Origin of the sequence: Novosphingobium sp., from assembly GCF_030699305.1 — a bacterium.
Taxonomy (GTDB): Bacteria; Pseudomonadota; Alphaproteobacteria; order Sphingomonadales; family Sphingomonadaceae; genus Novosphingobium.
Genome location: NZ_JAUYNB010000031.1, coordinates 37,138 through 52,490, shown reverse-complemented (window position 1 = coordinate 52,490; position 15,353 = coordinate 37,138). Strand labels below are relative to the sequence as shown.

Below are 15,353 nucleotides of genomic sequence, written 5' to 3'. Positions count from 1 at the left end.
CCGGGCTTAAAAATCCCGGCAAGCCGCCGTTAACCAAGGCATGACCGCCCATGATCCATCACTCCACCGCCCCGTCAGCGATCTTCTCAGCTGGCTGGGCCTTGGCCATCGCCCCGAACCCGCGACCCCGCTGGTCGATGTCCCCGCCGGGCAAGACCGCCGGGAGCGCCGCGATGCCCAGCGCCAGCGCATGCTGGATGAGATTGGCTCGTTCCTGTCCTATCACCACCTCGAAGTCACCGCGCAGACGCTGACCATCGCCTTCAACTATCTGTCCGGTGCCGATCCGCAGCTGGCCCGATCGATCGACCGGCAGATGCAGGCGCGCCAGCCGGTAACGCTCGACTGGATCGAGGATGTCCTCTCGCGCAGCGAACGCAGCGATGAACTGGCCGTTCTGACCCAGCTGATGCGGCGGCTGGAAGTCAGCATCGAGGATTTCAGCAAGACCAGCCACGACGCCCAGCAGACCACCAACGATTACAACACCGCGCTGGAAGAGCACGTGACCGAGCTGGAACAGGTTACCGCTGCCGGAGCGGTGATTTCAGAGCTGGCGACAATCGCCAAGGTCATGCTGAAACGCACCCGCGACATTGAACGGCAGATGGTCCGCAGCAAAGCGCAGACTCGCGTTCTCAAGCGGCGGCTGGCCGAAACCCGCCGCAAGTGCGAGGAAGACCACCTGACCGGCTTGCCCAACCGCCGCGCGTTCGAAACACGATTTGACGAAGAATACCGTCAGGCCCTCGCTGCCGCCGAACCGCTCTGCGTAGCCTTTTTCGACATCGACAATTTCAAGCGGATCAACGATTCGCACGGTCACGATGCGGGCGACTTCGTGCTGCAACTGGTGGCCGAAAGCCTCAGCCGGATTTCCGATGAACGCTGCCATGTGGCCCGTCACGGGGGCGAGGAATTCGTCGTGCTGTTCCGCGATACTCCGCTGGCCGATGCCTTTGCCAAGCTGGATGCCCTGCGCGTACAACTGGCCGAACGGCGGCTGGTCAACCGGGCAACGGACGTGCCGTTCGGCCAGATCACCTTTTCAGCCGGGATTGCGGACGTGTTCGCCTTTCCCGATCGCCGCGCGGCGCTCAAAGCGGCCGATGCCGCGCTCTACCGGGCCAAGCAGTCCGGCCGCAACCGGATCGAGGTCGCGCAGCCCGATGACGTCAATCCGCCGGGTTGACCAGAAACACGACATAGCCCCGAAAGCCCGGATCGCTGCGCAGCGCCGCCGGTTCCTGCCATTCCCCGCCCTGCACCAGCGCGACCTTGTGCGGGATTGGCACGCGCGCCAGCCGGTTCAGGTAAGCCGCATAGCCGGGGATCGTGCTGCGCCCCTGATAGGATTGCACCACCACTTCATCGACGATCCCCGCCAGCCGGGCGAGCGCGGCGGGATCGCCATGCGCGCTCCAGTCCATCAGCCCGGTGACCGACAGCTTGTAGCGTGCGGGCAGGCGCTGGCGCAGCGCCGTCAGGAAATCGGCATAGCCATCCAGTCCGCGCGTCGCCGCATCGAAATCAACCTGTAGTCCTGCCACCGCATTGCCCGCGCCGTCCCAGCGCGCCAGATCGGTCAGCAGCGCGCGGTGCACCCCCTCGCCCCAGTCGAGCCGCGCCGCGCGGACCACCAGCCAGACCTGCTTGCCGGGCAGCCGCGGCACCCCGGCGCGCATCGGCACGAAGCGATCAGGATCATCCGCCTTCACCTCGCCGTTCAGGATATAGATTTCCGCCGCGCGGGCCAGCTCCGGCGGCGGCTTTACCCCGGCCCACAGGAAGAACGACGTGTAGTCCGCCGGATCGACCCGGCGCTCTGCCCCCGGCGCACCGGACCGGTCCCCGCACCCCGCCAGCAGCGCCAGCGCCGCCAGCAAGGCGATGTTCCAGCGCCCGCTTACCAATAGACGCGCAGCTTCTTGGCCCACGGACTGGACGGGTATTCCCGCTTCAGCTGGGTGAACCACGCCTTGCGCTGGCTGACTTCCGCGTCCGTGCCGCCACAGCCGTTATAGCCCGACGGGGCATAGCAATTGACCATCCGGTAGAGCGCATAGGCGCGGTCGTTCGCGGGCGCGGCGCGGTTGGCGATGATGCCCGAATAGATCGCCTCACGCGTCAGCGGCTTACCCGCAAAATCGCGCGCCGCCCCGCCCAGTTCATCCTTGTCCGGGCTGTCGTCGAGCTCGTTCCAGCCGTCGAACGCGTTAAGCCGCAGGAAATCACCCAGGCACAGCTGCGCGGCGGTGTCCTGCGAGTTCTCCGCCAGCTTCTGCGCGGTGACGGTGATCGACTGGCAGGGATAGCCGTCAGACCAGCGGCCCTTGGCAAACAGGCCGACGGGGATCGTTTCCTGCTCGGTAAAGTTCCACAGTCCGGCGTCCTTGCTGGCGCTTACCGGAACCAGCGGGCGATTGGCGACAAACCCGGCGTAATCGCCGCGCGTCAGCTGCTTATACAGCAGCGTGAACAGCGCCGCATCGCGTTCCGCCTGCGGGTGCGCGCCATCTTGCGCAGCGCTGCGCAGCACGGCGGGACCGGCGGAATGGGTCAGCAGGATCTTGCGGATCGTGGTGTCCTGCACCGGCGAATCCTTGGCAAAGACCTGCGCGATCTGTCCGCCGCGTTCCATGTGCAGCGCCAGCCCCAGTTCCACCGTCGGCCGCTGCCACAACGCATTCGCGCCGCCCAGCAACTCGCGCCAGAACCCGCCGGTGTTGCGATCACCCAGCGCCGAAAGCGCCATCCCGCGCAGCACCTGGCGGCTGAACGCAACCGGCGCATAGTCGCTGCGCCGCGCATCGTCCGGGATCAGGGTCAGCACCTTGCGATAGTCCTTCTGGACATAAAACGCGTGGCTGGCCTGGACGAAGCCGTACAGTTCCGGCTCTCCGGCAAAGGCGGGGGCCTGCGCGGCGAGGTCCGCCTCGGTCAACCCGCCGGGTGCCGCCGCACCCTCTTCCGTCACCGGATCACGCATCTGCACCAGATCGAGCGCGGCCAGCAGCAACGGCCCGCTGGCCGCAGCCGGGCGGTCCCCCGCAAACAGCAGCTTGTTGTCAATTTCCTCGACCAACCGGGCCGCTTCCGCGCTCCCCGCCGGAACGCTGCCCAACAGGCGGGCATATTCCGCCGCCAGCCCCGTGGTGTTCCCTTCCAGCCACAGCGCACGGCGCTGCAAGCCGGTGGCCGAGACGGCATAGCGGCCGTTCGGCCACGCCTTGAGATAGGCCGCCAGCTGCGCCTTGGCGCGCGTCACAGCGGTCTGTTCGATGGTTTTGAGGCCTTCATACCAGCCGTATTCGTCAAACGACTTGGCCTGCGCGGCGTTCAGGTTGACCCGACCGAGCATATAGGCAGCGGTTTCTCGCACCCACGGATCGGGTGCCTGCGCCAGCGCGGCAAAGCCCTGCTCCGCCTCAGCCCACCGCTCCGCATAGAACGCGTCGGAGGCCTGAAGGTACCCAAGGAACGCCTTGGCGGCGGGGCTGGACAGGTCGGCGGGCCAGGTGGCCCCGGCCGTGTCATCGCTGCGGCAGGTCTGCTCCAGCCGTTGACGGGCCGTGCCCAGCGCGCTGCGTTCTCTGGCCGCCAGCGCCGGGTTGGCGTTCAGCGCGGAAAGGAACGCGGGCGTCCCGGTGTTCAGACTGATGCAGCGCGAACCGGCGAAGTCGGAGCCCTCATCATCCTCGGCGCGGGGCGGTTTGGGATAGAGGCTTTCGTTCAGCAGCTGCCAGTCGACAAAGTTGCGGCCATACCCGCCGGATTCGTATTCCAGCGCCGGATATTTGGCCGCATCGACGCCCAGACCAGCCTTGCCGCGCAGCAGGAACAGCAGGTTGACGCGGCTGTCGTTGCCGGGGGACAGCACCGCATTGCTGGCGCAATCATGGCTGGTCGAACCCAGTTTCCAGCTGGGCGAGCAGCTGAAATCCGCGCAGGCCCATGCCACGCCCGAAGCTGCCAGCAACCCTGCCCCGGCTGCCGACCACATGACTTTCCGCTTCATTCGAATACTCCGGAACCAGACGCGCGCGAACTGCGGCCAGTTTCCAGAGCGCGGCGGCAAAGCGCAAGCAAAAAGGGGGCCGCAGCGCGACCCCCTTCCTGTTTTTCAACCGGTTAGACTGAAGCTCAGTCGTCCGACTTGAGGAACGCCGGAATGTGATCCGGGTTGCCGCCCTCTTCACGACGCGGGCCACCGTCACGGCGCGGACCACGGTCCCCACCGCGACCGCCACGGTCGCCGTCACGGCGCGGACGGCGATCACCGCCCCGATCGCCGCGATCACCACGATCACCGCGCGGTTCACGCGGTTCGCGGGCCGGACGGGTGTCTTCCAGTTCAGCGCCGGTTTCCTGATCGACAACGCGCATCGACAGGCGAACCTTGCCGCGCGGATCGATTTCGAGAACCTTGACCTTCACGGCCTGGCCTTCGGACACGACGTCGGTCGGCTTTTCAACACGTTCGTTGCGCATTTCAGAGACGTGGACGAGGCCGTCCTTGCCGCCCATGAAGTTCACGAACGCACCGAAATCGACGATGGTCACGACCTTGCCGTCATAGACCTTGCCCACTTCGGCTTCCTCGACAATGCCGAGGATCCACTGACGCGCCGCTTCGATCTGGGTCAGGTCGGACGAGCTGATCTTGATCAGACCTTCATCGTCGATATCGACCTTCGCGCCGGTGGTGGCCACGATTTCGCGGATCACCTTGCCGCCGGTGCCGATGATGTCACGGATCTTCGACTTGTCGATCTGCAACGTCTCGATGCGCGGAGCATGAGCCGACAGTTCGGTGCGGGCCGAACCCAGCGCCTTGGTCATTTCACCCAGGATGTGCGCGCGGCCTTCCTTGGCCTGATTGAGCGCGGCCGAGAAGATTTCCTTGGTGATCCCGGCAACCTTAATGTCCATCTGCATCGTGGTGATGCCTTCGGACGTGCCGGCGACCTTGAAGTCCATGTCGCCCAGGTGGTCTTCGTCACCCAGAATGTCGGACAGCACGGTGAACTTGTCACCTTCCAGGATCAGGCCCATCGCGATGCCCGAAACCGGACGCGCCAGCGGCACACCGGCGTCCATCATCGACAGCGCGCCGCCGCAGACGGTCGCCATCGAGGACGAACCGTTGGACTCGGTAATGTCAGAAACAACGCGGATCGTATAAGGGAACTCTTCCTTGCTGGGCAGCACCGCCTGCAGCGCGCGCCATGCCAGCTTGCCGTGACCGGTGTCGCGGCGGCTGGGAGCGCCGAACCGGCCAACTTCACCAACCGAGTACGGCGGGAAGTTATAGTGCAGCATGAAGTTCGAATACGACAGACCTTCCAACCCGTCGATCATCTGTTCACTGTCCTTGGTGCCCAGCGTGGTGGTGCAGATCGCCTGCGTTTCACCGCGGGTGAACAGCGACGAACCGTGGGTCCGCGGCAGCAGACCGACCATCGCTTCGATCGGGCGGACCTGGTTGACCTTGCGCCCGTCGATGCGGGTGCCGTCCTTCAGGATCGCGCCGCGCACGATGTCGCCTTCGACCTTCTTGACCGACTTCATCGCGACCATCTGGGTCTGGGCGTCTTCGCTGGCGAAGGCTTCCTTGGCCTTGGCGCGGGCAGCGTTGAGCGCGTTCGAACGTTCGGACTTGTCGGTCAGCTTGTAAGCGGCGGCAATATCCTTGCCGATCAGCTTCTTGAGCTTGTCCTTGATCGCGGTGTTGTCCGAAATGGCAACGTCCCACGGTTCCTTCGCAGCCTTTTCGGCCAGGTCGATGATCAGGTTCACGACCTTGCGGCATTCGTCATGCGCGAACATCACGGCGCCGAGCATGATTTCTTCCGACAGTTCGCGGGCCTGCGATTCCACCATCATCACGGCATTACCGGTGGCGGCAACGACCAGATCGAGCGCGCCGGCGGCGGCGACGTCCTGACGCGGGTTGAGGGTGTATTCGCCATCGACATAGCCGACGCGGCAACCGCCGATCGGGCCCATGAACGGAACGCCCGAAATGGTCAGCGCAGCCGATGCGGCGATCATCGCCAGCACGTCGGGCTCGATTTCACCGTCATAGCTCAGAACCTGGGCGATAACGTTGATTTCGTTGTAGAAACCTTCGGGGAACAGCGGGCGGACCGGACGGTCGATCAGGCGGGAAACCAGCGTTTCCTTTTCCGTCGCGCCGCGTTCACGCTTGAAGAAGCCGCCCGGGATACGCCCGGCGGCGAAGAACTTTTCCTGGTAGTGAACGGTGAGCGGGAAGAAATCCTGCCCTTCCTTCACCGACTTGGCGGCTGTGACAGCGCACAGCACGACAGTTTCGCCATACGTGGCGAGGACCGCGCCGTCAGCCTGACGGGCAATGCGGCCGGTTTCCAGCGTGAGGGTCTTTCCGCCCCACTCCATGGATACGGTTTTGACGTCGAACATTTCGTTTCCTTCAGCCCATGCGCCCTATTGCGCGCGGGTTTTGCTGCCGGGGTAAATCCGTCCCGGTCCGGTATGAGGCACTTTTGGCCCCGCTTGGGCCCCCGCCGAATTGCGAGGTACCCAAATGCAAGAAGCGGCCCACTTGGGGCCGCTTCCGCTTTACCTTACTTGCGCAGGCCGAGCTTTGCGATGAGCGCATTATAGCGATCGACATCCTTGCGCTTCAGGTAATCGAGCAGCGAACGGCGCTTGTTGACCATCATCAACAGGCCGCGGCGCGAATGGTTGTCCTTGTGGTGAGCCTTGAAGTGCTCCGTCAGCGTCAGGATGCGGCTGGTCAGGATGGCTACCTGAACTTCCGGCGACCCCGTATCACCCGATGCACGGGCGTTGCTGCTGATGACTTCCTGCTTCTTTTCTGCCGAGATCGACATATCACTTACTCCGCGACATCCAAAAGATTGAACCCCCGCAGCACCCGGACGTTTCCGCCGGAAAGCTCAACCAGTGCGAGCGGAGCAATCTCCGTTCGCGCCCAGTAGACGCCGTCGCCTTGGGGCAACCCGGTCAGAACACGGCCCTGTCGGACCGCCCTTGCCTGTTCCGGGTCGAGGTCAAGAGCCGGGATGTCGACCAGCCCTGCCTCCAGCGGCAAGAGTACGTTCTCAAGCCCTGCGCCCTTACCCACTTCGTTCAACTTGTCCAGCGAAATCGCCCGGTCCAGCGCGAACGGCCCGGCCTTCAGCCGCCGCAACATGGTGACATGGCCGACTGTCCCCAGCGCCCGCGCGATGTCACGCGCCATGCTGCGGATATAGGTGCCCTTGGACACGTGGGCGATCAGGGTAACTTCTGCCTCCCCGGCACGGGGAGGATTTCCAGCGCATAGACCGTAACGCTGCGGCTTTTCAGTTCCACCGCCTCGCCCTTGCGCGCGAGGTCATAGGCGCGCTGGCCGTCGATCATCAGCGCGGAATAGGCCGGCGGGACTTGCTCGATCGGGCCGGTGAAGCGCGGCAGCACCGCCTCCAGCTGCGCGCGCGTGGGCCGCACGGCGCTTTCCGCAATGACCTTGCCTTCCAGATCGAGCGTATCCGTCTCGCGCCCGAACGCGACGGTGAAGGCATATTCCTTGCTTGCATCCAGCATTCGCCCGCACAGCTTGGTCGCCTCGCCCACAGCGATCGGCAGCACCCCGGTCGCCAGCGGATCAAGCGTGCCGCCGTGCCCGACCTTGACCTTGCCAAAGCCGCCTGCCCGCAAGTTGCGCTTCACCGCTGCCACCGCCTGGGTCGAACCCAGCTCCAGCGGCTTGTCGAGCACGATCCACCCGTTCACCCGCGCCGGATCAGGCACCCGCCACCGCCTTCACCACGGCCAGATACTGATCCATCGCCCAATCCACCGGCGGCAGCAGGAACCGGCGCACCAGATCGAGCTCCGGCGCAATCGTCGGCAGCACCACCAACAGGCCGATCATCAGGAAAAACGCATAAGGCCGCGTCGCCGCATAAGCCGCCGCCGCGCCGCGCGGGAGCAGGCCCTCGACCACGTGCGAGCCATCGAACGGCGGGATCGGCAGCAGATTGAACAGCGCCAGGAACACGTTGATCGCCAGGAAGTTGAACAGGTTCAGGATCAGGAACGCCGTCACCCCGGTCGGCTCGGCATCGCGGTAGGGCGCGACCAGCAGGCCCAGCACCACCGCGCCCGCCAGTGCCATCAGCAGGTTCATTCCCGGCCCCGCGACGGCAACCAGCATCATGCCGACGCGCGGATTACGCAGCCGTTCCGCCACCACCGGCACCGGTTTGGCCCAGCCGAACACCGGCAGGCCCGCCAGCTTGAGCATCCCCGGCACCAGGATCGTGCCCACCGGATCGACATGGCGCAACGGGTTGAGGCTGAGCCGGTTGAGTTCCGCCGCCGTCGGATCGCCCAGCGCCCGCGCGGTCCAGCCGTGCGCGACTTCGTGGAACACGATCGCCAGCACCAGCGGGATGATCAGCGCGGCGGCCTGATAAATGGTATCAATCATCGGCCCAGCGCCTCGGTAAAATGCCTGCGGCACAAGGCCACGTATCGGTCGTTCCCGCCAATTTCGGTCTGCGCGCCCTGCTTGACGGCGGCGCCGCTGGCATCGACCCGCAGGTTCATCGTCGACTTGCGGCCGCAGTGGCATACCGCCTTCAGTTCGACCAGCGAATCCGCGATCCCCAGCAGCACTTTCGCGCCGGGGAACAGTTCCCCCTGAAAATCGGTGCGCAGGCCATAACACAGCACCGGAATGCCGCCTTCATCGGCGACCCGCGCCAGTTGCCAGACCTGCTGTTCGGTGAGGAACTGCGCTTCGTCCACCAGCACGCAGGCCAGCGGTTCCACCCGGTGCGCGCCGGTCACCCGCGCCCACATATCGGTGTCGGCCCTGAACCGGTGCGCTTCGGCGTGCAGCCCGATCCGGCTGTCGATTCCCCGGCCTCCGCCGCGATCGTCGAGATTGGCGGTCCACAGCATCGTCTGCATCCCCCGCTCGCGATAGTTGAAATCAGCCTGCAACAGCGTGGTCGATTTGCCTGCGTTCATGCTGGCGTAGTAGAAATAGAGCTTGGCCATGGTGGACAGCATCTACCTGTGATGGCAGGCTTAGGACAACTCGCCATACAGCGGGATTTGGGGAAAGAACGGGCGATGAGCGAATTGACCGCATCGAAGCAGACCGGCGTGCTGGCGTGGATCGAGCGGACGGGCAATCGCCTGCCTGATCCGGTGTTTCTGTTCCTGGGGCTGATTGCCGGATTGATCGTGATCTCGCTGATCGCGGCGGCAGCTGGCTGGTCCGCCCTGCACCCGACCGAGATCGACGAGGCGACCGGGCAGGCCAAGGTGATCGCGGCGACCAGTCTGCTGTCGGCCGACAATATCCGCACGCTGTGGGTCGATATGCCCAAGACGTTCACGCACTTTCATCCGCTTGGCTATGTGCTGGTGGTGATGCTGGGTGCGGGCGTGGCCGAACGGTCCGGCCTGTTCGGAACCGCGATGCGCGCAAGCGTCAGCAATGCACCGACTTTCCTGCTGACCCCGATTGTCGCGTTCGTGGCGATGATGGGCAACCTGGCAGCGGACGCGGCCTATGTCGTGCTGATCCCGCTGGCGGGCATCATCTTCCACGCCGCCGGACGCCACCCCATCGCCGGCATCGCAGCGGCTTTTGCCGGGGTTTCGGGGGGGTTCTCCGCCAACCTGCTGCCGGGCCAGCTCGACGCGCTGCTGTTCGGGATTACCGAGGCAGCGGTCGAAACCGTGTTCAGTGACTTTACCGCCAATATCGCGGGCAACTGGTATTTCATCGCAATCATGCTGGTCATCTTCATGCCGGTGATCTGGTATGTCACCGATCGTGTGATCGAACCGCGGCTGGGCCAGTGGGATCCGGCGCGGGCCGGATCGGTCGGTGCAACCGAGCAGGAATCGCGCAATCTGAACGCTGCCGAGCGCAAGGGCCTGCGCCATGCCGGGCTGGCCACGCTGTTCGTCGTCGGCCTTTGGCTGCTGTTCACATTCGGCCCCGGCACCCCGCTGATCAACGAAGAAGCCAGCGCCGAAGCGCGCCTGACCCCGCTGTATCAAAGCCTGGTGGGCGGGTTCTTCCTGTTGTTCCTGCTGGCGGGCTGGGCCTATGGCAAGGCCGCCGGAACCGTCAGCGACCATCGCAGTCTGGTCAAGATGATGAGCGATTCGATGGCCGACATGGCCTACTATCTGGTGCTGGCGTTCGTGGCCGCCCACTTCGTGGCGATGTTCGCATGGTCCAACCTGGGGTTGATTCTGGCGGTTGAAGGGGCGGAACTGCTCAAGGCGTCGGGCCTGCCGGCCTGGGCGCTGCTGATGCTGATCGTGGCATTTACAGCCCTGCTCAACCTGTTCATCGGCTCGGCCAGCGCCAAGTGGGCATTGCTGGCCCCGGTGCTGGTGCCGATGCTGATGCTGCTGGGGATCACCCCGGAAATGACCACCGCCGCTTACCGCGTTGGCGATGGCGCGACCAACATCATCACCCCGCTGATGGTCTATTTCCCGCTGATCCTGATCTTCTGCCAGCGCTGGCAAAAGGATTTCGGGCTGGGCAGCCTGGCCGCAACGATGCTGCCGTTCTCGATCGGGCTGCTGCTGTCGGGCATGGTGCTGGTCGGTGCGTGGGTGATGCTGGATCTGCCGCTGGGACCGGGCGCCAGCGTATTCGCCCCGCCGCCTGCCGCCAGCGTGGCGGGAGCGACCGCCCCGTGAAGGCAAGCCTCAGTCCGTTTGAGGCCGTCCGTGTGAGGCCAGTCCGTTTCGCAATGGCGGCCGCAGTGTTGCTGCTGCTGACCGCCGCCGCGACGCCGACTTATCGCTATCAGATCGACGCACCGCGCAGTTCGGTGGATGCCAAAGTCGCGTTTATGGGGCTGGCCAGCAAATCCGCCCGGTTTCCGCAGATGAGCGGCGGCATCCACCTGACGCCCGACCGGCTGGATACGATTGACCTCGACGTCACGCTGAATGCCCGCGCGCTGACCGCGGGAGACAAAACCACGCTGGAACGACTGCGGGGCAAGGACTTCTTCGATGTGGAGCGCTATCCCGCAATCCGTTTCAGCGGCAATCGCATGATGATGACCGGGCAGTCCACGGCCCGCGTCGATGGCCAGATCACAGCGCGCGGAATTACCCGACCGGCCACGCTGGCAGTCACTTTCGCCCAGCCCCCGGTGGGCGCCACCGGCAAGGAACCGATCCAGCTGAGCGCCCGGACGACCATCAACCGCCATGATTTCGGGATGACCGCCTATAGCGTGGTGGTGGGCCGGAAAGTGACGATCACGATCAACGCCCGGATGGTGCCGGGCTGAGGCACCATCTGCACTGGAATCGTGCCGGGTCAGGCGGCGGGCTTACGCCTCGTCCGGTTCGCTTTCCAGGTCGCGGCGGACTTGCGGGCTGGATAGCAGCGCCTCGATCCGGCTCGCCTCGTCAAAGCTTTCATCCGCCAGGAACTTGATTTTTGCGGCATATTTCCGGCGCAGCTTGCCGGCCACTTCCTTCTGGAAATAGGCGGTGTGGGTGCGCAGCGCTTTCAGCACGACGTCCTCATCCGCGCCCAGCAGCGGCTTTACGAACACGGTCGCGTGGCGCAGGTCGGGTGACATCCGCACTTCGGTGATGCTGATCGTGCGCGCGGTGAGCACTTCATCATGCACCATCTGCCGGGTCAGCAGTTCACTGATCAGGTGGCGCACCTGTTCACCCACCTTGAGCAGGCGGACCGAGCGGGTTTCCGGGGTTGCATTGGGCTTAACCATGCCGCTATCTACTCTCAATCCTGCTGGGTTGCATCAAGCTTGGCGACGATCCGGGCCAGCGACCGCATGTTTCGGGCGGTGCCCCGGCATTGCAGCCGCCGCTCGATAAACGGCATCGTCAACCGGCTGTTTCCGGCTCCGCCTGCGTAATCGACATACAGCGCGCGCGGCCCGATGGCGAGCCGTTCCGGCCCCCGTCCCGCGTGATCGGCCACCAGCACCGCGAACTGATCCGGATCGGGATCGCCATCCAGAAACAGCGTGTGGACCAGATTGGCCGCGCCATCGGCGGCAAACGGGTTGTCCGCAATCGCGGCGGCCAGCTCGTCACGGCTGCGCACGGCAGCGATGCTGCGCATGCCAAAACGCTGGCGCATCATCCGTTCCAGCTTTTCTTCAAGGCCCACGGTCGGGCGGTCATCATGATCGAACAGCACGTTGCCGCTGGCGACCACGGTTTCGACATTGGTCAGCCCCTCCACCTCGAACGCGGCGCGCAGTTCCGCCATCGTCAGGCGATTGCCGCCCACGTTGATGCTGCCGAACAGGGCGACATAGCGGGCCATGTCAGCGCCGCGTTCCCATGCTCATGCCGAGGGCTTGGGCGTGGGAATCGCGGTGGAGGTAGCGCGCGCCAGGGATTTTCCATCCATGCTGAACAGTTCCGCTTCCAGGAAAATCACGCGCCGCCCGCGCCGCACGACCCGGCCCGTGCCCATCAGCGGACCGGGCGGGATCAGGTTGAGCAGCGTCATGCTGATTTCCAGATTCAGCGGGGCTTCCGCGCCGTTGGTGGCGTGCACATGCGCCCAGCCCATCGCCTCGTCCAGGAAACCCGCCACCAGCCCGCCCTGCACCCCGCCGCGCGGCGTAATGAAACTGTCCGGCGCGTGGAAGTGCATGGTGATCGTCTCGGTGACCGGGTCGAAGTCCACGAACTTCGCCCCCATCAACTCCACATGCGCGCCCTGGGTGGTCGTGATCCCGCTCACAGGGTGCGTTCGCGTTCCTCGACCTCAAACACTTCGAGCATGTCGCCCGGTTTGATGTCGTTGGTGTCCTGCAACACCACGCCGCATTCCAGGCCGGTGCGGACTTCGGCCACATCGTCCTTGAAGCGCCGCAGCGACGCGATGACCGTCTTCGAAACGATGACATCGTTGCGGGTAAGGCGCGCGAAGATACCCTTCTTGATATAGCCTTCCAGCACCAGCAGACCGGCTGCCTTGTCCTTCTTGCCGGCCGGGAACACTTCCTTGACCTCGGCGCGGCCGACGACGTGCTCGATGATTTCCGGACCCCACTGACCGGCCATCTCCTTGGCGACATCCTCGGTCAGGTGATAGATCACATCGAAGTACTTCAGGCGGACCTTCTGGCGCTCGATCAGCTCGCGCGCCTTGGCGTTGGGGCGCACATTGAAGCCGATGATCGGCGCACCCGATGCCTGCGCCAGGCTGACGTCGCTTTCGGTAATCGCACCGACGCCCGATTGCAGGATGCGGACCTTGATCTCGTCGTTCGAAATGCGGTTGAGCGCATTGACGATGGCCTCGGTCGAACCCTGCACGTCGGCCTTGATGACCACCGGGTATTCGATGACCGACTGCTTGGCCGACAGCGCCGAGAACATGTTTTCCAGGCTGGTCGGGGCAGTCGTGGTGCGCTTCGCCGTCGCCCGCTCGGCGCGGAATGCGGCCACTTCGCGGGCGCGGGCTTCGCTTTCGACCACGGTCAGCGTATCGCCGGCCATCGGAACGCCGCCGATCCCCAGCACTTCGACCGGCAGCGACGGCGGGGCGGCCTTGATCTGACGGCCCTTGTCATCGAGCATCGCGCGGACGCGGCCCGAATGGGTGCCGACCACCAGAATATCGCCCACTTTCAGCGTTCCGCGCGTAATCAGCACAGTCGCCAGCGGCCCCTTGCCCTTGTCGAGCTTGGCCTCGATCACGGTCGCTTCCGCGGCGCGATCGGGGTTGGCCGTCAGTTCCAGCAGTTCGGCCTGGAGCAGGATCTTCTCGATCAGCTGATCAAGGCCCGCCCCGGTATGGGCTGAAACTTCGACGTCCTGGACATCGCCCGACATCGCTTCGACCACGACTTCGTGTTCCAGCAGGCGTTCGCGGATTTTCTTGGGATTGGCTTCATGCTTGTCCGACTTGGTGATCGCCACGATCATCGGCACGCCAGCCGCCTTGGTGTGATTGATCGCCTCGATCGTCTGCGGCATGATCCCGTCATCGGCGGCAACCACCAGAATGACGATATCCGTCACGTTTGCGCCGCGCATCCGCATTTCGGTGAACGCTTCGTGGCCCGGCGTATCAAGGAAGGTGACCAGATCGCCGCCCTTGGTCTTGATCTGATACGCGCCGATATGCTGCGTGATCCCGCCCGCTTCGCCGCGCACCACATCGGTGCCGCGCAGCGCGTCCAGCAGGCTGGTCTTGCCGTGATCGACGTGGCCCATGATCGTCACGACCGGCGGGCGCGCCTTCAGCGTTTCGTCCGAATCGACGTCGGCGGCGGTGTCGATATCGACATCATCTTCCGACACGCGCTGGATGTTGTGGCCAAACTCGGTGACCAGCAATTCGGCAGTATCCTGGTCGATCGTCTGGTTGACGGTCACCATCATGCCCATCTTGAACAGCGCCTTGACCAGGTCCGCGCCCTTTTCGGCCATGCGGTTGCCCAGTTCCTGCACCGTGATCGCTTCGGGCACGATCACATCGCGGACCTGCTTTTCACGCTGCTGATGCTGGCCGCCGAAATGCGCGCGGCGTTCCTTTTCGCGGGCGCGCTTCAGCGCGGCCAGGCTGCGGGCACGGGCGCCTTCGTCCTCGTTCAGCGCCTTGGTCACGGTCAGCTTGCCGGCCTGACGACGGTTGTCGCCAGCCTTGTCGCGCGGGTTGTTGGTCGGCTTCTTGGCAGCCGGTTCGGGGCGCTTGACCGAGGCAACCGGGGTAAACCGGCGCGGCGCGGGCGCGGCGGCGGGCTTGGCTTCCGGTTCGGCAGGCGCAGCGGGTGCGGCCTCGACGACCGGTTCCGGCGCGGCTGGCGCGGGCGCGGCGGCCACGGGGGCTTCGGGTTCCGGCGGCGGCGCGGCGACTTCGGGCGCAGCGGCCGCTTCAACCTTGCGGCTTTCCTCGGCCCGGCGGCGTTCTTCCTCGATCGCGCGCTGGCGGGATTCGGTCTCGCGGCGGGCCTGCTCCTGCAGCACTGCCTGGCGCGCTTCCTCGGCCTCACGCTGGAGGCGGGCGACACGCTCCTGCGGGGTCTCGTTCGAGGCAGCCGGGCGCGGCGCGGGCGGCGGCGCGGCCACGACCGGTGCAGGCGCGGGCGCGGGGGCCGGTTCGGGCGCGGCCGGAGCGGCAACCGGGGCTTCGCCGGGCTTGCCGATCAGCTTGCGGCGCTTCACCTCGACCACCACCTTGTTGGTGCGGCCGTGGCTGAAGGTCTGCTTGACCTCGCCCGCTTCGACCGAGCGCTTAAGCCCAAGCGGCTTGCGGCCCAGAGTCGGTTTATCGTTGCTGTCGGTCATGCTCAAATAGGCCCTTCACG

13 protein-coding genes and 1 pseudogene are annotated in these 15,353 nt (G+C 65.1%); 3 read left to right on the top strand and 11 right to left on the bottom strand.

Annotated features, from left to right (window positions below):
• The first annotated feature begins 40 nt into the window (after positions 1-40).
• Entirely contained in the window at positions 41-1,192 is a 1,152-nt protein-coding gene (locus Q8Q53_RS12410) for a diguanylate cyclase (protein WP_305702086.1), read from the top strand.
• Here Q8Q53_RS12410 and Q8Q53_RS12405 read toward each other — a convergent pair.
• From Q8Q53_RS12405 to Q8Q53_RS12375, 7 genes and pseudogenes are all read right to left on the bottom strand, one after another.
• Positions 1,176-1,913 carry a DUF3142 domain-containing protein gene (locus Q8Q53_RS12405; RefSeq protein ID WP_305702085.1) on the bottom strand — a complete coding sequence of 246 codons (738 nt, stop codon included), beginning with the start codon at positions 1,911-1,913 and terminating at the stop codon, positions 1,176-1,178. The two genes, Q8Q53_RS12410 and Q8Q53_RS12405, sit on opposite strands and share 17 nt — an antisense overlap.
• A complete protein-coding gene (locus Q8Q53_RS12400) occupies positions 1,907-4,018 on the bottom strand; it encodes a hypothetical protein (RefSeq protein ID WP_305702084.1) in 2,112 nt (703 codons plus the stop codon). The genes Q8Q53_RS12405 and Q8Q53_RS12400 overlap by 7 nt, the downstream gene beginning before the upstream one ends.
• 125 nt (positions 4,019-4,143) lie before the next feature.
• Entirely contained in the window at positions 4,144-6,444 is a 2,301-nt protein-coding gene (gene pnp / locus Q8Q53_RS12395; protein WP_305702083.1) for a polyribonucleotide nucleotidyltransferase, read from the bottom strand.
• 164 nt (positions 6,445-6,608) lie between these two features.
• A complete protein-coding gene (gene rpsO / locus Q8Q53_RS12390) occupies positions 6,609-6,878 on the bottom strand; it encodes a 30S ribosomal protein S15 (RefSeq protein ID WP_305702082.1) in 270 nt (89 codons plus the stop codon).
• Positions 6,879-6,883: 5 nt separating this feature from the next.
• A pseudogene (truB, locus tag Q8Q53_RS12385) lies at positions 6,884-7,782 on the bottom strand (tRNA pseudouridine(55) synthase TruB).
• A 10-nt stretch (positions 7,783-7,792) separates the two neighbouring features.
• Positions 7,793-8,482 (bottom strand): site-2 protease family protein, encoded by a 690-nt coding sequence (locus Q8Q53_RS12380; RefSeq protein ID WP_305702081.1) that lies wholly within the window; start codon positions 8,480-8,482, stop codon positions 7,793-7,795.
• Positions 8,479-9,057 (bottom strand): thymidine kinase, encoded by a 579-nt coding sequence (locus tag Q8Q53_RS12375; RefSeq protein WP_305702080.1) that lies wholly within the window; start codon positions 9,055-9,057, stop codon positions 8,479-8,481. The genes Q8Q53_RS12380 and Q8Q53_RS12375 overlap by 4 nt, the downstream gene beginning before the upstream one ends.
• Before the next feature lie 75 nt (positions 9,058-9,132).
• Here Q8Q53_RS12375 and Q8Q53_RS12370 point away from each other — a divergent pair, with 75 nt between their 5' ends.
• Positions 9,133-10,731, top strand: coding sequence for an AbgT family transporter (locus Q8Q53_RS12370; RefSeq protein ID WP_305702079.1), 1,599 nt, complete (start codon positions 9,133-9,135; stop codon positions 10,729-10,731).
• Between the two features lie 53 nt (positions 10,732-10,784).
• On the top strand, positions 10,785-11,336 hold the full coding sequence (locus Q8Q53_RS12365) for a YceI family protein (RefSeq protein WP_305702078.1): 552 nt from the start codon (positions 10,785-10,787) through the stop codon (positions 11,334-11,336).
• A gap of 42 nt (positions 11,337-11,378) precedes the next feature.
• On the opposite strand, the gene rbfA is transcribed toward Q8Q53_RS12365, so the two are convergent.
• Genes rbfA through infB form a run of 4 tightly spaced genes read right to left on the bottom strand, consistent with a single transcriptional unit; the run spans position 11,379 to position 15,333 of the window.
• Positions 11,379-11,786, bottom strand: coding sequence for a 30S ribosome-binding factor RbfA (rbfA, locus tag Q8Q53_RS12360; RefSeq protein ID WP_305702077.1), 408 nt, complete (start codon positions 11,784-11,786; stop codon positions 11,379-11,381).
• Positions 11,787-11,800: 14 nt separating this feature from the next.
• Entirely contained in the window at positions 11,801-12,352 is a 552-nt protein-coding gene (locus Q8Q53_RS12355) for a DUF1697 domain-containing protein (protein WP_305702076.1), read from the bottom strand.
• Between the two features lie 21 nt (positions 12,353-12,373).
• Positions 12,374-12,778, bottom strand: coding sequence for a PaaI family thioesterase (locus Q8Q53_RS12350; protein WP_305702075.1), 405 nt, complete (start codon positions 12,776-12,778; stop codon positions 12,374-12,376).
• Positions 12,775-15,333 carry a translation initiation factor IF-2 gene (gene infB / locus Q8Q53_RS12345; protein WP_305702074.1) on the bottom strand — a complete coding sequence of 853 codons (2,559 nt, stop codon included), beginning with the start codon at positions 15,331-15,333 and terminating at the stop codon, positions 12,775-12,777. The genes Q8Q53_RS12350 and infB overlap by 4 nt, the downstream gene beginning before the upstream one ends.
• Positions 15,334-15,353 lie beyond the last annotated feature (20 nt).